Origin of the sequence: Gracilibacillus pellucidus, from assembly GCF_033949965.1 — a bacterium.
In the GTDB taxonomy this organism is placed as follows: Bacteria; Bacillota; Bacilli; order Bacillales; family Amphibacillaceae; genus Gracilibacillus; species Gracilibacillus pellucidus.
Genome location: NZ_JAWZSR010000001.1, coordinates 88616 through 108609, shown reverse-complemented (window position 1 = coordinate 108609; position 19994 = coordinate 88616). Strand labels below are relative to the sequence as shown.

The following is a 19994-nucleotide window of genomic DNA, read 5'->3' as shown; positions in this document are numbered from 1 at the left end:
ATCGAGTGGGCGATTCATCTCCCACCTACTATTTCTCATTCCTTAAGGTGGGAGATGAATCGCCTATTGATGATAAAAAACAACCATTATTCCCCAAAAATCATTTATTCTTTGGTATAATATAGAAAATCTTTTTGCAAAAGGGGGAATTTTTGCATGAAAGCCATCAGCGGTTATGTAAAATTTCAATTAGTTTTCTTTATCATCATCTTATTTACTGCTTTAGGGATAGTTTATTCTTCTGTCATGGACTCCGTTAACCTGCTACATTTGATAGTCGGAACTGGGCTCGTAGTCAGTAGTATTTTCCGTCTTTATCACCTAATCAATAATATAAAGAAAGCAACGAAAGAAGAAACAACACAACATTCTTTGTAAGATAATAAACCCCATGACAGAGGAGCGAAAAAATGAAAGCAATATGTATGGGAATTTTATCAGCGATGTTTTTCTCGGTTACCTTTATACTGAATCGCTCCATGGAACTTGATGGAGGAAGCTGGGCTTGGAGTGCATCACTTAGATTTCTCTTTATGTTGCCATTACTCCTTCTAATCGTTGGCTATCAACGAAAGGTAAAACCTGTCATACTACATATGAAGCAACATCCAACAGCATGGTTAACATGAAGTACTGTTGGATTCGGATTTTTTTATGCACCACTTGCTTTTGCGACTATTTATGGACCCGGTTGGCTCGTTGCTGCTACATTTCAATTAACCATTATTAATAAGCCAAAATGGCATAGAAGCAATCGTCATTCCTAAAATTCGTTGGAACGTATTCAATTCACTGTTTACTACTTGCATCATTTTGCGGTTTCCTAACGGATAGGCGATGGCTGATAGTAAAAGTGGTAGAATGCAAAGTAATACACTTGTAATTGGTACTGCATTGGCATGCTCTACTTGCGTGAGAAAAACCCCTGCTAAAATAATCAGAGAGATGAATATTGCTTGGATAGGGATGCGTTGCTGTTTACTTTTATCTAGAATAGGAACTAGAAATGATCCAGAACTCCCTAGCATCCTATCTTTTATTGGCATTTCACTCGTCATCATTGGCATGATCCTCCATAGTCTTGTCACTATTTGGAGTAATAGGAAACAACAAGCTCTGAGGAAAGCGCAATAACAAACTGTTAGCGTTCGTGTTCAAACAGTTTGTCCAATCATCTACCAATATTCTGTTCATCTAGTAAACAATGCACTATAATAGTTAGAATAGTCGAACTATTTAAAGGAGGATTTTAGATGACTACGACAAAAGAATTACGCCTCAAACGATCTGAGGTACCGACTGAACACACATGGGATTTAACAGACTTATTCCCGACTGACGAAGCTTGGGAACAAGAATTAGAAGCACTCCAAGAAGATGTTTCACAAGTAACAGCATTCAAAGGGAAGCTAGTAAATGATGCTACTACATTACTTAATGGATTAACTACATATGAGAACTTTATGAAACGTGTAATCAGTGCTGCTACTTATGCTAATTTGCGTAACAGTGCAGATGGTAGTGATCCTGCTAATCAACGAGACGCTTCCAAGGTCGATGCTACATTAGCAAGCATCCAAGCAAAACTATCTTTTATTCAATCAGAACTTTTAGCATTATCTGAAGAACAAGTGGAACAATTTTTGCAAAAAGAACCAAAGCTTACTCCCTTCCAAAAAACATTAACAGACACATTAGAAAAGAAAGAACATACACTTGCTCCTGAAATCGAAGAAACATTAGCTGCCTTAGGTCAAGTTCATGATGCGCCATACATGATTTATCAGCGAAGTAAATCGTCTGATATGACATTTGAATCGATTCAAGATGATGATGGTGCTCCATTGCCAATGTCTGCTGCATTGTATGAAGATCGTTATGAAGAGGAAACAAATACGAGAATTCGTCGAGAAGCATACCAATCATTTACGAAAACATTAAATCAATATAAGCATACATATTCTGCTACATATGCAACAGAAGTAACCAAACAAGTAACACTATCACGTCTACGAAACTATGAATCTGTAACAGATATGCTACTTGCGCCACAACAAGTAACGAAGGAAATGTATCATAATCAATTAGATGTAAGTCAAAAAGAACTCGCTCCACATATGCGTCGATACGCTAAATTATTGAAAGAAAAACTTGGATTAGACGAACTGCACTATGCTGATTTAAAAGCACCGTTAGACCCTGATTTTAATCCGCCTACTACCTACGAAGAGGCATCAGCTGTTATTCTTGATGCACTCAAAGTAATGGGACCTGAATATAGTGACATTATGAAACGAGGATTAAATGAACGTTGGGTAGATTTAGCCGATAACATCGGGAAGCAAACAGGGGCATTTTGCTCTACCCCTTATGGTGTGCACCCATATATTTTAATTACTTGGACAGATAAGATGCGTGGTGCGTTTGTGTTAGCACATGAGCTAGGTCATGCTGGACACTTCTATTTAGCAGGGCAAAATCAAAATCTGCTGAATACACGTACTTCCACTTATTTTGTAGAAGCGCCATCCACGATTAATGAATTATTATTAGCAAACCATTTATTAAGTAAAACAAATGATAAACGAATGAAACGTTGGGTTATTACCCAATTAATCGGAACCTATTATCATAATTTTGTTACACATCTGTTAGAAGGGGAATTTCAACGTCGTGTTTATGCACTTGCTGAAGCAGGTACACCATTAACAGCTGACGTGCTCTCACAACAAAAATTAGAAGCATTACAAAACTTCTGGGGTGATACGGTGAGCTTTGATGAAGGAGCTGGCTTAACATGGATGCGTCAACCACATTATTATATGGGATTATATCCATATACATATTCAGCGGGCTTAACAGTAGCAACAGCCGTCGCACAAAAAATCCAAACAGAAGGAAAACCTGCTGCTGACAACTGGCTAGAAGTACTAAAATCTGGTGGTTCACTAAAACCACTTGAGCTGATAAAGAAAGCTGGAGTTGATATGACAAAGCCAGATGCTATTAAAGATGCCGTTGCCTATGTAGGTTCACTAGTTGATGAACTAGAAAAAAGTTATGCATAATAAAGCTTAAAGAAACAAATATTCAACGATTAATCAAAAAGACCAAATCAACAACGATTTGGTCTTTTCATCACTTTTCTCTATTCCCTTTTGGCACGAACAATACATCAAACGAGTCTAGTGTATCCATACCTTCTGACTCCATTTTCTCTTTGGCTGCTGTTACGAGTATTCGCATCCCTTTTTCGACTGCTTCTTGTTCTTCTGGTTGCAATTGTTGCAAAGCCTCTCTAAGTAGTTTATTTAATGGCTCCAAGTCACCTTTATTTACCTGTTCCAAGAATGTATCTGTCACAGTAATATCAACAGACCGCTTATCATTTGGATTTGGTGTTTTCATTAGAATCCCTTTTGCTGTAAGTCGATCGACAATATCTGAAACAGTACTTTGTGTCATACGTAATCTTTCTGTTAATTGTTTAATACTGATCGGTTTATTTACCCACACTTCAAATATAACCCGAAGCTGTGGAGCCGTAACACCATAATTTTCTGCGTGTTTCTGAATACTTTTAATAATAAAATCGTGCAGAAATTCAATGGATTCTCGAACAAAATCTACTCTATCTAACATTCTTCCCCACCTTTTTTCTTTTACGTATTGATGTTAGGTTTTCTACAAATCGATATATCTACACCTTGAGTACGTAACATCTTCACTAGTTTTGTTAATTGTTCATAAAAAAGCTCTTTACTATTAGACAATAATTTCACCTCATACTACATCATTTTAGATCGACACGTCTTACTTAAGAAACGTCTTCAAATTGACTATTATACAAATCTGCATAGAAGCCTTGTTTGTCTAGCAATTCTTGGTGTGTCCCCGTTTCCATAACATCTCCATCCTTCATAACGAGAATTAGGTCTGCATTTTTAATCGTTGATAATCGATGTGCAATAACAAAGGATGTTTTATTTTCCGTCAATTTATCCATTGCTTGTTGGATCAATACTTCTGTTCTAGTATCAACAGAGCTTGTTGCTTCATCCAAAATAACTAATGGGGCAATTTTAATCATCGCTCGCGCAATTGTCATTAATTGTTTTTGTCCTGTTGAAAGGGTCACCGTATCATCAAGTACCGTATCATATCCTTCAGGCATTGCTTCAATAAAATGATGTAAACCGACTGCCTGACACACTTCTTTTACTCGCTCATCTGTAACCCCTTCTTGCGTATAAACAATATTATCACGCACAGTTCCTTCAAATAACCACGTATCTTGCAGGACCATGGAAAAAAGGTCATGAACTTGTTCTCTCGTTAATTTTCTTATTGGTACATCATCGATCAAAATGGCTCCACTACTCACTTCATAAAATCGCATAAGCAAGTTTATTAAGGTTGTTTTACCAGCTCCAGTTGGTCCAACAATTGCCACCTTTTGCCCAGCTTCTATCGATATATTAAAATCTTTTATGATGGTTTTTTCTTCTGTATAACCAAACGCAACATGTTGGAAGTCTACTTTCCCTTTTACCTGGTCCATATTGATTAATTTATCGTCTTCAGCTTCTAGTTCGTCTTCGGTTAAAAATTCAAATACCCGGCCACTAGCCGCTGCTGTTGATTGTAAACTTGTTGCCGCCTGTGCCATCTGCTGTAATGGTTGGGTAAATAGACGAACATATAACATAAAGGCAACAATAACACCGAAGGAAATCGAACCATTCATCGTCAGAACAGCACCGACAAGACAGACAACGACATAACCAAAGTTACCAATAAACATCATAAGTGGCATCATTAGCCCAGAGATAAATTGTGATTTCCATGCACTATCATATAACCTTGTATTAATTTCATCAAAATCTTTTTTAGCAATTTGCTCACCGTTATATGCTTTAACCACATCGTGACCTGTGTATATCTCTTCAATATGACCATTCAATTGCCCAAGTGAGCGCTGTTGTTCAGCAAAATAACCTTGTGATTTGGAAATAATGAAAGTCATTAAACCAAAACCGATAAACGTTGATAAAATAGCAGAAAGCGCCATAACCCAATTCGTATAAAACATCATAATTAACGAACCGATAAACATCGTCACAGCTGTCACTAACGTACTTAAACTTTGATTCAATGTTTGACCAAGTATATCGACATCATTCGTCACACGACTTAATACATCTCCTGTTGTCGTTGAATCAAAGTATCTTAGTGGTAATCGATTGATTTTCTTCGAGATATCTTTTCTTAACTTTTTCGAAACTCGTTGTGTGACAGTTGCCATGATAAAGCCTTCGACAAAGTTAAAAAGGAAACTTAATCCATATAGCAATACAAGGAGCAAGCCAATTCTTACTACTGCATCAAGATTAATGCTTGCCATTAATCCTTCTGTAATTAAATCGGTCATTTGACTAAGTAAATCAGGTGCCACAATACTAAATATCGCTCCAGCCATCGCAAGCACCAATGAAATAATAATCAATGGATAGTATGGCTTACAGAAAGCAAGCAAATCTTTTAAGCTACTAAAATCTGTCGCTGGACGTTCTGGTGCTAGCTGTTTATCTGTTTGTTTAGCCATTACTTAATTCCTCCTTCGATAACTGAGAATAAGCGATTTCCTGATATACTTCGCAGTCATTCATTAATTCAGCATGTGTACCGATACCAACAACTTCCCCTTTATCAAGCACGATAATTCGGTCTGCATCAATAATCGTACCAATTCGCTGTGCAACAATTAAGGTCGTTGCATCTTTAATTTGCTTTTTCAGTTCTGAGCGAAGCATTCGATCTGTTCGATAATCTAACGCTGAAAAAGAATCATCAAATAAATAAATTTCTGGATTTTTGTAAATCGCACGAGCAATCGATAATCGTTGCTTCTGTCCTCCAGAAAGATTCGTACCACTCTGCGCAACATCTGATTGATACGTTTCTTCCATCTTTTCAACAAATTCTGTACCTTGCGCAATCGAAACGGCTCGCTCCACCTCTTTATCTAACGCTTCTTCTTGCGCACCAAATTGAACATTAGAAGCAACGGTACCTTTAAACATCACAGGTTTTTGTGACACATAGCCAAGCTTATCTCGTAAAGTAGCTAAATTATAGTTACGAACATTGATACCATCTATTAGCACTTCACCTTCTGTTGCTTCCATAAAACGTGGAATTAGATTAAATAGTGTGCTTTTCCCACTACCTGTCGCGCCAATAATGGCAACCGTTTCTCCTTTAGTAGCAGTGAAGTTAATATCTTTCAAAAAGTATTCATCTGCACCAGGGTATTTAAAGCTGACATGACGAAATTCTACTTTACCAGTGACATTGGATTCTTGCCCATTACCATCTGTTATCTTCACCTCTGTATCCAATACTTCATTTACCCTTCTCGCTGAAACGAGCGCACGTGGAAGCATAATAAAGACAACAGAAATCATCATAAATGCCATGATGACTTGCATTGCATAGGAAGAAAATACAACCATATCAGAAAACAATGGTAAACGCGCTTCTTGTACACTATCATTAATTAAGAAAGCACCTATCCAATAGATTGCTAGAGTCATTCCTGACATAATAAGTGAAATGGCTGGCATTAAAATAGCCATTGTTCTCGATGTAAAGAGGTTTGTTCTCGTTAAATCATCATTTGCCTTTTCAAACTTCTGTTCATGATGACCTGTCGCATTATAGGCACGTACAACTCTAATCCCAGATAAATTCTCTCTCGTTACAAGATTTAAATTATCTGTTAAACGTTGAATAATTCTAAACTTAGGAAGTGTGATGGAAATAACAATCGCAATTAAAACAAGCAATATTACAACTGCAACACCTGTGGTAAACGTCCACTCCCAGCTTTTCCCCATGATTTTAAAGACTGCCCAAATAGCTAATATCGGTGCCTTCAGCACAATTTCCAACCCTAAAATAAGTAACATTTGAATTTGGATAATATCATTCGTAGAACGGGTGATAAGACTTGCCGTTGAAAAACCACTAATCTCTTCCATATTAAATGATAATGTTTTATCAAATACTTTTCCGCGCAACCGTTTAGAGAAACCGGCTGCTAATCTAGCTGCAAAGAACGCAACAAGCATAGCAGAAATCATACTGCCAATAGCACTTAATACCATGAAGGAACCTTGTTTTAATACTTCACTAATCTCACTTCCATCTGTCTGTACGAGGGTGGTGATATCATGCATAAAATCAGGTATTTTCAAATCAAACCATACTTGAATCACAATAAACAGCAAACCACAAGCAACTAATAGCCATTCTTTTTTCTGAAAATATTTAAGTATTTTTAGCATTCCCTACTTCCCTCTCCATCTATATCTAATTATATTAGAAGTATTTTCCGCCTATTTAGCAATCTCGTTATAATACATCGAATCCGATATATCGTATAAGATATATTTTATCTGATACATTTTATTTGTCAATTTTTTATACTTATCACGTTACTACGAATGATGCTTTCTTTTTAAATAAAAAACCTAAGTATAGAACTCTTTTATTAACCGATTTACGTGAGTACTATTACTTAGATTTCCTTCTTATCATTCTATATTTTTTATTTCTATTTTTATATATGCTCCACCTTCTGGTCGATTGCTTGCAATGATATACCCTCCATGTTTTTCAACGATCGTCTTCGCAATAAACAAGCCTAATCCAGAATGATCACTTTTACTTCTTGATGGATCCTCTTGATAAAATTTTTCAAAGATTCTTGTTGTGTTATTATCGGCGAATCCAGGACCATTATCTAATACTTCAAAAACAATATCCTCTTTTGTTATATTAATCTGCCAATTGATTTTTCCTTGCTTCGGTGTAAATCGCAGGCTGTTTATCAACACATTATCTAATACTTGATTAATACGAAATAGATCGATCAAGACGGTTTCTTTTTCCAAATTTTTTATATTATATTGGAAAGTAATTTGCTTCTCTTCACATAACAGCATGTATTCTGTCGCTTTTGACTCCAGCCACTCTTTTATGTTGACAGAAGTAAATTCTAATCGGAAATCCACTTGTTCAATTGTGGAGACTTCATTCAAGTCTTTCATTAATTGAATAGAGCGTTCAGCACTTGCTTGGATCGTTTTTAAATATCGTTCCATACGTTCAGGGTTCGTTTGTCTCGATTCAAGCAATCCCTCAACATGACCGAGAATAATCGTCAAAGGAGTTTTTAAATCATGGGCAATCGCTGCTATCATATCCTTACGTTCCTGTTCTAAATCCCATTGCTTATACAAAGATGCTTTTAGCGCTTCCTTCATTTTCTCAAAGGCATCTACTAAGTGATTTAACTCTACCGTACTGTCGATATGTGACAAGGAGAAATCCAAATCATTATGCTGGATCCTGTGAGCACCTTCAATAATATCGTTGAATGGCTTTTCAATATTCTTGCTAAAACGTTTTCCAAACAAATAAGAAAAAAGATAAAAATAGCCAAACGGTGATAAAAACATAAGTCCGCCAAATATCGCTATTAATAGAGTCATTTTAGGATTACTAGATTGTAATTTAACTTGATAGCGAAAGCCTACCGCACCGTTCATCACCTGCTCATCATTATAAATAGGATAATAATATATAATGCCCTGTTTATCGTATATATTCGTATTTATTTGATTCTCTAACCGTTCAGTAGTCGAGATATATTGCTCTGCCATACTACCATATACAACCTCTCCGTCTAAATTAACTATTTGATAATCTAGACCATCAAGAGGAATCATATCATCTAAGTCAACTTTATGTTCTTCAGAAAGTACATCTCCTTTTTCTTGTATCCATGCTGCTAATTCTGGAATCATCTCCTCATAATAATTAGCAGGATTTATTTTATCAGTATTAATTAACCATAAAAAGGCCACAAATGCTATTCCCCACGTAATCAACGTTGCAAGGATACTTAATAAAAGAGTAAGATGAAAATAGGAAATAAGCTGACCACGTAACGTCCGCTTTCTAAACCGGCTTAGCTTTCCCATTTGTATCCTACTCCCCAAACGGTTGAAATGTAGGTAGTATCAGGGTCAAATTGCTGCAACTTAGATCTGATTTTTTTAATATGTTCTGTAACCGTTGTAGAGTCGCCCATAGCGTCTATACCCCATACTTGTTCATAAATCTGTTCTCTTGATAACACCTGATTGGGATGCAAAACAAAATATTGCACGATCTCAAATTCACGATATGTGAAGGGAATTTGCACATCATTACAGTACAGCTCATATGCTTCCATATCGATAACAAGATTTTTTTGAAATAAGCGACGCTGTGTTTTGCCATGCATCCGCTGTTCCCTTCTTAAATGAGCATAGATCCTTATTTTTAATTCCTTCATGCTAAAAGGCTTTTCTATGTAGTCATCTCCACCGACCATTAAGCCTTTTATTCTATCTTGTTCCGTCTTTTTAGCACTAACAAAAATAATAGGAGCAGAAACGCTTTTTCTAATATGATCACACAGTTCAAAGCCATCCATTTCCGGCATCATTACATCAAGAATGATTAAATCTGGATGACAGGATAATGCTCGCAATGCTTCTGTACTACTATATGCACAATACACAAGATATCCTTCATCAGCTAAAGAATCTTGCATAAATGAGACAATATCTTTCTCATCATCCACTACCAATATCTTTTCATTCATTTCTTATCCCATCCAATCACGCTTTTTCCAAACAGTTATGTTTATTATAAAGCTAATTACCATAATAAGGAACACTAATATAAGCAATGAATGATTTTCTCCACCTAGTACGTCAAAAATAGAATCAGACAATGAAAAATAAAAAATAAAGTGATCTGACAAATAGATAGCCCCAACTAGCATTCCAATAATAGCTAAATAGGATATGATCGTATTCGGCATGATGGTACTAATTACACCGCCCAATGCAATAACAGACAAAAGTACTAACGCTGCAATTACGTAAAACAAGAGACTATACCCATATGCCTGAAGCACCTGCAAACCTTCTATTTGATAGAAAGGTGTCTCTGTAACGGTAGGAAATAATAGATTCCCAAATAACGTTGTGACCACCCATGTTACTGCTAATAAAGCTAAAATAATGACTGCTTGAACTGCCCATTTTACTATAAATAATTTCGCGCGATCTTGCGGCCGTGTTAAGATTAATTGATATGCTCCAGATGAACATTCCCCATTAAAACTATCTACCACAAACATCGGTATTAAAATAAAAATGAGAAAAATCCCAAGCTCTCTCAAAAAGAACGGTGCTGCATTCAGGTTATTTAGATATACCGCCTCTTCTGCATTATAGAAGCCAACACCAAAACTCCACAGAAACAAACATTGGAATCCAACTAACAAAAGATAGATGATAATACCAACAATCGTTTTCTTTCTTTTAAATACTCGTTCAAGCTCACTTATCCAAATATTTTTCACCTTTTCCCACCACCTATATAAAATAATCTTTCTTATTCATTGCAATAAATGTAGAGACAGTAAATAACGAAATGTATATAGCTATCACACTATAATTCCAGCCTGCTTCATTACCGCTTTCTCCTAGTATTCTAGTAATACCTTCAAACTGAATCATCGTAATAGAGGTAAAGTATAACTTGACAAATAGCTCATTCCCAAATAATTCATGAAAATAAGAAAGCATTGTAGGGTATCCTAACGTAAATATTATAAATCCAATACTAACTCCAATAGCCGCTGTTGTAGTTCGACATACAACAGCGATAAAAAACATAACGGAGATGATAGCTATTGCAGTTAAACATGCTATTCCATAAAATCTTACATTATACATAAGGCCTACTATTGGTGTAGCTAACTCTTGATGATAAAATAACGAGAACTTATCAACCATTGGAAAGAAAATAATGCCTACTATATGACTTCCAATAAAGTAAACCGTAAAAAATAATAATATAACACCAATGATAACTATATACTTAGCAAATAGGATTTCTGTATAGGAATAAGACCGTAACAATACCATTCGAATTTGCCCTGTTCTTATTTCTTCTGTTACACTAAACACAACAATCAGGATAATGATCCCTTGAAAAACTGTAATGAGCATTTCCGCAAGTCCCATTACAGGAAAGTTCCATGCTACGGTATACTGTGGTAACTTTGTAGAAACTACATTATTTTGGGAAACTAGGTACTTGGCAGCTGCAATTAAGATAAGCGGAATACTTAAAAATGCGATCCATGTTGTTTTGCGTTTCCATAATCTAATCCATTCACTTAGTAACAGCTGCTTCATTGTGATACCAGCTCCAAAAAAGCTTCCTCCAAGCTTTGATCTTCTCTTGCTAGTTGGTCTTTGCTACCAGTCCAAAGCAGTTTACCATCACGAATAACAACAATTTTATTACAAATTTTCTGCAATTCATCTAGTAAATGACTTGAAACTAATATAGTAATGCCATATTGCTGATTGAGCGTGCGAATAAGCTCCCTTAAATCTCTAATCCCCATAGGATCTAATCCGTTTACTGGTTCATCAAGGATCAAAAAAGACGGTTTTCCTAATAATGCTTGCGCTATTCCTAACCGTTGTTTCATCCCTAATGAATATGTTTTCACTTTATCATCTGCTCGATTTTCAAGACTGACAATGTGCAACACCTCTTCAATCCTTTGCTTTTGTTCTTCATTAGACAGGTTGGGATGTAGGCGTACTAAATTTCTCAAATTCTCCCTCCCTGACATATATGGAAAGAAGATAGGTGATTCTACTATCGCTCCTGTATGCAACATCACTTCTTTTCGATTTGTTTTCATACTATTTCCATCGATGTAAATATCCCCTTGTGTCGGTCGAATAAGTCCTGTTAATAGACGAATTAGCGTCGTTTTACCGGCACCATTCGGACCTAACAAACCACAAATCGCTCCTTTCTCTACATCAAAACTCACCGAATCTATTAAATGACGACCTCTTACTTTTTTTGAAACTCCTTTTACTGATAAAATATGTTTTTCCATTTTAATCCCTCCTCGTAACTATTGTAGGAGACAATTATAAAGAATTTATAAAGTGCATCGTTGAAACATTTTTTACTAAAAAGAAAATACCTTATGAAGAGTAACGGATGAATCCATTCTCCACATAAGGTATTGTTTCAAGATAGCCTCAGCTCATTAATGTTAGGTAACCTTAATGTTCAACAACTACTTCTAAATCAAATGCTAGACTAGCCATTTCTTCTAAGATTTTTCTAGCCTCATTGCTTTGTTCCGTTAATGGTTTCCCATCACAAAGCGGAACTTTGCTATATATTTTTCTGATATTAATTGGATAACCCTTTCCGTGATTAGCTTCCTGCACGCTAATTCTTTCAGGTTGATACAGAATGGTGTTTATTAGTTCTTTTGCTTTACTAGATGATGAATGCTGTAACATCCAGATGACATCCGCGTCAATAAGCCGAGCAAAATCTGATTTATTCATTGCATTTGTTTGCCAATGCTCTTTAATCGCTTCTGCTAGTAAACGATCAACCGCAACCATAAAAGGCGATAAAAAAAGACGATGGTCATCCTTGATTAACTTCATTAAATAATTACCTGTCTCTCTATCTGTCTCAATTCCAGCTGGTCCACATGTGAGTTTCGCAAGAACTTCGGCAGGAAGGAATTCTATATTACCAGACATATATGTATCTCTTAAAAAACTATCCAAATGGTCGATTCCTAAAATAGTATCTTTCCCCGTTATACTTGTAGGTTCATTTAATAGTTTAATAATTTGTTTAGGTTTGATATTAGCTTTCGCTAAAATAGTAGATATTTCGTCTTCTAATATATACTGTTCTGTTAATTGATGGTGATTAAAACCTAGCGTATCTTCTACTGCATGTGAAAATGGTAAGTGACCAACATCATGAAGTAATGCAGCAACTCGCAATTCAACATCTTCCGGGAAAAATAATGCGGTCAATTTCCATACACCTACTGTATGCTCAAAGCGACTATGTACAACCGGCGAAACGAATGAACCACCACCAAAATGTGCTAGTTGTTTTAGCCTTCGAAGAGGTTTACTGCTAAACAATTCTATCTCCCATGCAAATGGTTGAACAGATGGATATAATGGTTCAGATAAAGCTAGTTTCTGATTCATGTTATCACCTACCCTTTATCGTTTATCAAAGCTTGACTCACTGCTGCTTGTGCATGAATAAGAGCTGTATCAAATAGTGGGACATCTGCATCTGCTGGCTTGATTAATAAACCGATTTCTGTACAGCCTAAAATAATCCCCTCAGCCCCATCATCAACTAGTTTTTTTATCACTTGTTGATAGTATTCTTTCGAGGTACTATTGATTTTCCCAAGGCACAGCTCTTCAAAAATAATACTATTGATTTGTTCCCTCTCCGTTTCATTCGGGACCATTACTTGTAAGCCATTTGCTTCTAATCTCGCTTTATAAAAGTCTTGTTCCATTGTATATTTCGTGCCTAGCAAACCGATTTTTTGTATATTTGATCCATTGATTTTAGCTGCTGTTGCATCACCAATATGTAAAACAGGGATATTTACTTTTTCTTCAATATATGTGATGACTTTGTGCATCGTATTTGTGCAAAGAACAAGAAAATCAGCTCCAGCCCTTTCTAATGAGGAGGCAACTTCGGCTAACTGTTTTCCAGCACTATCCCAATCTCCCTCTGATTGATAACGTTCAATCTCTTCAAAATTGACGCTATACAATAAACATTTTGCAGAGTGTAAGCCTCCTAAATGATTTTTCACTTCTTCATTCATGATTCGATAGTATTCGACCGTCGACTCCCAGCTCATTCCACCAATTAACCCTATTGTTTTCATATATTTGTTCCCCTCAAAGTAAGTTTTTGAATCGCTTTAAAATGTGAAGAAAAATCTGTTCATTAACTGCTGTTGCCCATGCACCATCACTAAAACGCTACTGCTGTTATACATCAATTCTCATTGCTATGCTTCCTTTCCTCCAGCTTCTTAACCTATATATCTATCAACAAATCCCCAGACGGTTGACCAATATAAGTTTGGATCAACTTGGACTGCTTCACCATGTCCAGCGCCAGGAATAATTAATTTTTCTTTGTCTACATCTGCCGCATTATACACCGTATCTAACATCTCAAACGGCACGAAACTATCATCTTCTCCATGAATAAATAGCATCGGAACGTTATTTTTCTTTACTTGATTAACAGCAGATGCTTTGTTCAAATCGAATCCAGCACGCAACTTTGTCACCGCATTTGCTGCATTAAGCACTGGGAATTTGGGTAAATTGAATAGATCGGCTAATTGATAGGTAAATATAGCATCAACAGAACTATATCCACAATCCTCCACAATAACTTTCACATTATCAGGTAATTCTTCCCCTGAAGTCATCATCACAGTCGCAGCTCCCATTGAAATACCGAATAGCGCGATTTCTGCATGCGGATTTTTCTCTGTGATTTCATCTATCCAAGCTAGTACGTCTAAACGATCATCCCAGCCCATTCCTATGTAATTCCCTTCACTCTCTCCATGTCCTCGAAGGTCTGGTGCAAGTACATTATATCCCTTCTCATAGAAGCCACGAATCCAACGGACCATTTCTGATGCTTGTCCACCATAACCATGGACAACAATCGCCCACTTTTCTTCTTGTTCGGCCTGTTCATAAACATTAGCATGTAATTGTAATTGATCGGTAGATGTCATCCATACATCAGATGATGAAACATGTTCGCGGAATTCGTTATCACTATTTTTTTCTTGTTGCGCAATATCAGCCATCACCGCTTCACTTTTTTCTAGATGTGGATTGTCTGCAATAAAACTCTTTTCTTGCTTTGCATTCAATGCGAAGTTATAAAAATAGTTACCTACTCCAAAATAAGCGCCCCCTAAAATTAAAACAACGACAATCATTATGATAGTTACTTTCATTTTCTCTATTACTCCTTTTACTGCTTTTCCTAATTCAATATGAGTCAATTATATCATTTTTCTTTGGTCATTTCCGTATATCAAGTATTCGTTAGGGAATAATGGAGATGACCAATTTAGTAGGAGGTTGGATAATGGATAATAAGAACAAAGCGAATCATGGCAAAGAAAAAATGACGAATCAACAAGGTCACCCGGTTACAGATAATCAAAATGTTCGAACAGTTGGCGATCGTGGTCCAACAACATTGGAGAACTATGATTTTTTAGAAAAAATTAGCCACTTTGATCGAGAAAAGATTCCGGAACGAATTGTACATGCTCGCGGAGCCGGCGCACACGGTTATTTTCAATCATACGGTACGGTAAATGGAGAACCAATTTCCAAGTATACGCGTGCAAAAGTTTTTACGAACACAGAAGCACAAACACCGGTTTTCGTCCGCTTTTCAACTGTTGTACATGGAAAACACTCCCCAGAGACATTACGTGATCCACGTGGATTTGCCGTGAAGTTTTATACGGAAGATGGGAACTGGGATCTTGTTGGAAATAACTTAAAAATATTCTTTATTCGCGATCCATTAAAGTTTCCAGATATGATCCATGCTTTCCGTCCTGATCCTGTGACGAATTATCAAGATCTTGAGCGCATGTTTGATTTTGTTAGTCAATCACCTGAAGCATTACATATGGTGACATTCGTATTTTCTCCTTGGGGAATTCCTGCTACTTATCGTCATATGCAAGGATCAGGTGTCCACACGTACAAATGGGTTAATGAAGAAGGAAAAGCAGTACTCGTTAAATATCATTGGGAACCTGTGCAAGGAATAAAAAACTTAACACAAGATGAGGCAACAAAAATTCAAGGAAAAAACTTTAATCATGCTACACAGGACCTTTATGAAGCAATTGAAGACGGGGATTATCCAGAATGGGAGCTCTATGTGCAAATTATGGAGGATGGAGAACATCCTGAATTAGATTATGATCCTTTAGATGCCACAAAACTTTGGTACAAAGAGGATTATCCATGGCACAAAGTTGGGAAAATGGTGCTAAATCGCAATCCTGAAAACTTCCATGCTGAAGTAGAGCAAGCCGCTTTTGGAACTGGCGTATTAGTTGATGGATTAGACTTCTCCGATGATAAATTGTTACAAGGTAGAACCTATTCTTATTCTGATACACAGCGTTATCGTGTTGGGGCAAATTATTTACAATTACCAATTAATCGACCTAACCACCGAGTTGCAACAAATCAAACTGGTGGACAAATGGACTTTCGTCAAGATTACGGAGAGTTTAAAAATCCACACGTTGACTATGAACCATCGATTACTGGCGGTTTAAAGGAAGATAAAAATCCTGGTACTGAACATGAACCATATATAGAAGGAAAATTACAGCGAAAAGCTATTTCACGTCCAAATAATTACGGTCAAGCTGGTGAAACTTACCGTCGATTAAGTGATTGGGAAAAAGATGAGCTCATAAAAAACTTAGTCTCTGCTTTATCAGGTTGTCGCAAAGAAATTCAAGAGCAAATGGTAGAGCATTTTCACCAATGTGATAGCGACTATGGCAAGCGCGTTGAAGAAGGCTTGAAAATGTCGATGGAAAGCAATAAAGAAATGATGGAAGATGCCGCACAAGCAGCAGACAAAATGGGCCATCCATCTGATCCATATTAAGCAAGAAAAGCGCAAAGCGCCCGATAAGAAACGTAGCGAATTCAGAATCAACTGAGATAAAGGAATCACGTTGAGTTGGCGAACCGATGATGACTTTCACCTAAAGGTATAAGTACGACTAAGCCTCTGATTTCGCCAATCGGCAAGTCTTCTTTATCGTAGGGCGATTCGTGAAGTCGCCTAGTTCCTGGGCGCTCAGAACTAGACAAATACTACTTACTTTACTTAAAGCGATGGAAACAAATGATTCCATCGCTTTTTGTTTGATTACTATCAACCTCGGTGCTTTTACTATCAACTTTTCAATTTATTGACAATACTTCACTACATCTTGATAGGCTAAATCTCCTCCGAAAATGTCAAGTGCACTACCAATTGTTACGTGCAGCTTCCCTTTTGTTAATTGTTGAAAATTCTCCAAGTCTTCTATTGAGCGGACTCCACCTGCATAAGTTGTCGGAATCGTGACATAGTCTGCAAGTTTGGCAACGAGTTTTTCATCTATTCCTCCACGTTTACCTTCTACATCGGCAGCATGGATCAACAATTCATCACAGTAGCTTTCTATTTCAGCTATTGTTTCTGCATTAATCTCAATGTTACTAAATTTCGTCCATTTATTTGTTACTACATACCACTTATCATCTTTTTGCTTACAACTTAAATCAATCACTAATCGCTCTTTGCCTATTTTTTCAACTAAGCTTTTGAGCCGATCCATTTTCAACTCACCATCTTGAAAAATATAAGAAGTGACAATCACATGTGAAGCACCAGCTTGCAAATACTTTTCCGCATTATCCGCATTAATACCACCACCGACCTGTAGTCCACCTGGGTATGCTTGTAATGCTTCAATGGCAGCTTGTTCATTACCTTCACCTAGCATAATTACATGTCCACCCGTTAATTGATCCTTTTGAAACATATTTGCATAATAACTACTGTCATATGTAGAAACATAATTTTCAATAACATCTTTGTTCTCTTCATTAAGGCTAGCACCTACAATTTGCTTTACCCTTCCTTGATGTAAATCGATGCAAGGTCTAAATTGCAAAATATTCACGTCCCTTTCTCCCTATCTCTCCATTCAACATTTTATTATAAGAAAAAAATGGAGATGAATTCTTTTAACCTATTCTAGAACATTACACACTAAAAGAAAAGACGCCACCCTAAAGTGACGTCTCATTCCTTATTTGAATCCACGTTCATATTGAACAGGGATGTCAATATCTTCTCCTAGCTCATGAGCAGCATGTATTGCCCAATACGGATCACGAAGCATACCTCTACCTACAGCAACAAGGTCTGCATCCTCATTACCTACAACAGAATCTGCAACATGTGCATCTTCTAATATACCAACGGCAATAACAGGTGTATCCTTAAGTGCCTCACGTACAGCTCTTGCAAAAGGAACCATATATCCAGAATGTCTACCTGGATTACGTGATGGTGCAATCGCTCCTTCTCCACCAGCACTAATGTGGAACATATCAACACCAGCTTCTTTATATGCTTTTGCCAATTCTACACCATCTTGTAATTGATAGCCTTCCTCTACAAATTCAGTAGCGGAAAGTCGCATAATCAATGGCATATCAGCAGGCATTTCACTTTTCGCTGCTTTTACTACTTCTGTACCAAAACGTGTTAACTCTGCATATTCATCATCACGTTTATTTGTATAGTTTGAGTGGAACTGATGAATTAAGTAACCATGTGCACCATGTAATTCAATCGCATCAAAACCAGCTTCTACAGCACGCCGTACAGATTGACGGAATTTTTCTACCATCTCTTTGACTTCATCTGTAGAAAGAGCACGTGGCTCATTATATCTTTCATTAAAACGAATAGCAGACGGTGCAACTGGAGTTTCTGCATCTTCTGCTTTTCGACCTGCATGAGCAATTTGAATAGCAATTTTAGACCCTTGTGCATGTACAGCATCTACGATTTTCTTATAAGCAGGAATTTGCTCATCTGACCATAACCCTAAACAATTGTTTGTGATACGACCGTCAGGCTCAATATTAGTCATTTCTACAATAACAAGACCTGTTCCACCGATAGCACGACTTACATAGTGGTGATAATGCCAATCATTTGGTGTTCCATCTTCTTTCGTAACAGAATATTGACACATCGGTGGCATCACAACACGATTTTTCAAGGCTAAATTTTTTATTTGAAAAGAACTGAATAATTGATCCACTTCTGATTCCCCTTTACTTACTTTTTATTACCATAAATAAGTATAGCAAGATTTACTTACTAGGTCACATGATTGAACTTGTACCTTTTTCATTCTATTTTGTCACATGTTGAGCGATTAATACATATCATATGGGCAGATACCTATTCTTAAAAAAGGATGTGTGCACATGTTTTATCATATTAAAGAGTTACAGTATCCAGCTAAACCAGATCGTCCTGACCCGCTTTTTGCTAAACAACTACAAGAAGTATTAGGTGGACAGTTCGGTGAGATTTCCGTTACGATGCAGTATTTATTCCAAGGCTGGAATGTTCGAATGGATGGAAAATATAAAGATTTATTAATGGATGTTGGTACAGAAGAAATTGCTCACGTCGAAATGTTAGCAACGATGATTGCTAGATTGTTGGATGACGCACCTATTGGTGATTTAGAAGAGGCAGCAAAGGATCCTGTGCTTGGCGCTATTATTGGTGGTATGAACCCCCAGCATGCAATTGTATCTGGTTTAGGTGCAATGCCTGCTGACAGTGTTGGTAACCGTTGGACAGCTGATTATATTATTGCCAGTGGAAATTTACTTGCAGATTTTCGTGCTAATTTGAATGCTGAATCTCAAGGACGTTTACAAGTAGCAAGGTTATATGAAATGACCTCAGATCGTGGTGTAAAAGATATGCTTTCATTTTTAATTGCTCGTGATACAATGCACCAGAATATGTGGCTAGCTGCAATTCAAGAGTTAGAAGAAAAAGAAGGTGTTGTTGTACCTTCTACTTTCCCACGTAATCTTGAAAAACAACAAGTTGCTTATGATTTTTATAATTTCTCTCAAGGTGATGAAAGTGCAGAAGGAAGATGGGCGCACGGACCTTCCATTGACGGCTGTTCATATTTTCGCTATGTACAAAATCCACCTGCATATGGTGGCATTCCATCATTAAAACCAGCACCAGCCTATACATTTAACACAAACTTTCATATTCCACCATGTATATGTTAACAATGAAAAGCGTAGTTCTTTCTTGAATTACGCTTTTTTCCTTTTCAAAAAGCTATGACTTGT

18 protein-coding genes and 1 pseudogene are annotated in these 19994 nt (G+C 36.8%); 5 read left to right on the top strand and 14 right to left on the bottom strand.

From position 1 onward, the window contains the following. Nucleotides 1–156: 156 nt before the first annotated feature. Both SH601_RS00490 and SH601_RS00485 read left to right on the top strand, forming a co-directional pair. Nucleotides 157–378: a hypothetical protein gene (locus SH601_RS00490; RefSeq protein WP_319956251.1), complete on the top strand. Its 222-nt coding sequence runs from the start codon at nt 157–159 to the stop codon at nt 376–378. 32 nt (nt 379–410) lie between these two features. After that, nucleotides 411–728, top strand: a pseudogene (locus tag SH601_RS00485) (multidrug resistance efflux transporter family protein); the annotation flags it as partial. Here SH601_RS00485 and SH601_RS00480 read toward each other — a convergent pair. Then, nucleotides 717–1028 carry a multidrug resistance efflux transporter family protein gene (locus tag SH601_RS00480; RefSeq protein ID WP_319956830.1) on the bottom strand — a complete coding sequence of 104 codons (312 nt, stop codon included), beginning with the start codon at nt 1026–1028 and terminating at the stop codon, nt 717–719. The pseudogene SH601_RS00485 and the gene SH601_RS00480 overlap by 12 nt on opposite strands. Before the next feature lie 225 nt (nt 1029–1253). Here SH601_RS00480 and pepF point away from each other — a divergent pair, with 225 nt between their 5' ends. Further along, nucleotides 1254–3068 (top strand): oligoendopeptidase F, encoded by a 1815-nt coding sequence (gene pepF, locus SH601_RS00475; RefSeq protein ID WP_319956250.1) that lies wholly within the window; start codon nt 1254–1256, stop codon nt 3066–3068. A 70-nt stretch (nt 3069–3138) separates the two neighbouring features. Here the strand turns inward: pepF and SH601_RS00470 are convergent, their stop codons facing one another. From SH601_RS00470 to SH601_RS00420, 11 genes are all read right to left on the bottom strand, one after another. Further along, nucleotides 3139–3642, bottom strand: a complete 504-nt coding sequence (locus SH601_RS00470) for a MarR family winged helix-turn-helix transcriptional regulator (RefSeq protein WP_319956249.1) — start codon at nt 3640–3642, stop codon at nt 3139–3141. Between the two features lie 175 nt (nt 3643–3817). Then, the gene (locus SH601_RS00465; RefSeq protein ID WP_319956248.1) at nt 3818–5605 is read right to left on the bottom strand and encodes an ABC transporter ATP-binding protein; all 1788 of its coding nucleotides are present in this window, start codon (nt 5603–5605) and stop codon (nt 3818–3820) included. Further along, nucleotides 5598–7349 (bottom strand): ABC transporter ATP-binding protein, encoded by a 1752-nt coding sequence (locus SH601_RS00460; protein ID WP_319956247.1) that lies wholly within the window; start codon nt 7347–7349, stop codon nt 5598–5600. The genes SH601_RS00465 and SH601_RS00460 overlap by 8 nt, the downstream gene beginning before the upstream one ends. 249 nt (nt 7350–7598) lie before the next feature. Further along, nucleotides 7599–9050 carry a sensor histidine kinase gene (locus tag SH601_RS00455; RefSeq protein WP_319956246.1) on the bottom strand — a complete coding sequence of 484 codons (1452 nt, stop codon included), beginning with the start codon at nt 9048–9050 and terminating at the stop codon, nt 7599–7601. Beyond that, nucleotides 9038–9718 (bottom strand): response regulator transcription factor, encoded by a 681-nt coding sequence (locus SH601_RS00450; RefSeq protein ID WP_319956245.1) that lies wholly within the window; start codon nt 9716–9718, stop codon nt 9038–9040. The genes SH601_RS00455 and SH601_RS00450 overlap by 13 nt, the downstream gene beginning before the upstream one ends. A 3-nt stretch (nt 9719–9721) precedes the next feature. Next, the gene (locus SH601_RS00445; protein ID WP_319956244.1) at nt 9722–10486 is read right to left on the bottom strand and encodes an ABC transporter permease; all 765 of its coding nucleotides are present in this window, start codon (nt 10484–10486) and stop codon (nt 9722–9724) included. A gap of 13 nt (nt 10487–10499) precedes the next feature. Then, complete coding sequence (locus tag SH601_RS00440) at nt 10500–11327, bottom strand: ABC transporter permease (RefSeq protein WP_319956243.1); 828 nt, start codon at nt 11325–11327, stop codon at nt 10500–10502. Beyond that, a complete protein-coding gene (locus tag SH601_RS00435; protein ID WP_319956242.1) occupies nt 11324–12052 on the bottom strand; it encodes an ABC transporter ATP-binding protein in 729 nt (242 codons plus the stop codon). The genes SH601_RS00440 and SH601_RS00435 overlap by 4 nt, the downstream gene beginning before the upstream one ends. A 172-nt stretch (nt 12053–12224) precedes the next feature. Further along, nucleotides 12225–13190: an HD domain-containing protein gene (locus SH601_RS00430; protein ID WP_319956241.1), complete on the bottom strand. Its 966-nt coding sequence runs from the start codon at nt 13188–13190 to the stop codon at nt 12225–12227. Between the two features lie 8 nt (nt 13191–13198). Continuing rightward, nucleotides 13199–13900 carry an aspartate/glutamate racemase family protein gene (locus SH601_RS00425; protein ID WP_319956240.1) on the bottom strand — a complete coding sequence of 234 codons (702 nt, stop codon included), beginning with the start codon at nt 13898–13900 and terminating at the stop codon, nt 13199–13201. Nucleotides 13901–14050: 150 nt separating this feature from the next. Then, on the bottom strand, nt 14051–15004 hold the full coding sequence (locus SH601_RS00420; protein ID WP_319956239.1) for an alpha/beta hydrolase: 954 nt from the start codon (nt 15002–15004) through the stop codon (nt 14051–14053). A gap of 107 nt (nt 15005–15111) precedes the next feature. On the opposite strand from SH601_RS00420, the gene SH601_RS00415 reads away from it, so the two are divergent. Then, nucleotides 15112–16701, top strand: a complete 1590-nt coding sequence (locus SH601_RS00415) for a catalase (protein ID WP_319956238.1) — start codon at nt 15112–15114, stop codon at nt 16699–16701. Between the two features lie 307 nt (nt 16702–17008). Here the strand turns inward: SH601_RS00415 and hisA are convergent, their stop codons facing one another. Both hisA and SH601_RS00405 read right to left on the bottom strand, forming a co-directional pair. Continuing rightward, nucleotides 17009–17761 (bottom strand): phosphoribosylformimino-5-aminoimidazole carboxamide ribotide isomerase, encoded by a 753-nt coding sequence (gene hisA / locus SH601_RS00410; protein WP_319956829.1) that lies wholly within the window; start codon nt 17759–17761, stop codon nt 17009–17011. A gap of 138 nt (nt 17762–17899) precedes the next feature. Continuing rightward, nucleotides 17900–18925, bottom strand: coding sequence for an NADH:flavin oxidoreductase/NADH oxidase (locus tag SH601_RS00405; protein ID WP_319956237.1), 1026 nt, complete (start codon nt 18923–18925; stop codon nt 17900–17902). A 169-nt stretch (nt 18926–19094) separates the two neighbouring features. Here SH601_RS00405 and SH601_RS00400 point away from each other — a divergent pair, with 169 nt between their 5' ends. Then, nucleotides 19095–19931, top strand: a complete 837-nt coding sequence (locus SH601_RS00400; protein WP_319956236.1) for a manganese catalase — start codon at nt 19095–19097, stop codon at nt 19929–19931. Nucleotides 19932–19994: the final 63 nt, after the last annotated feature.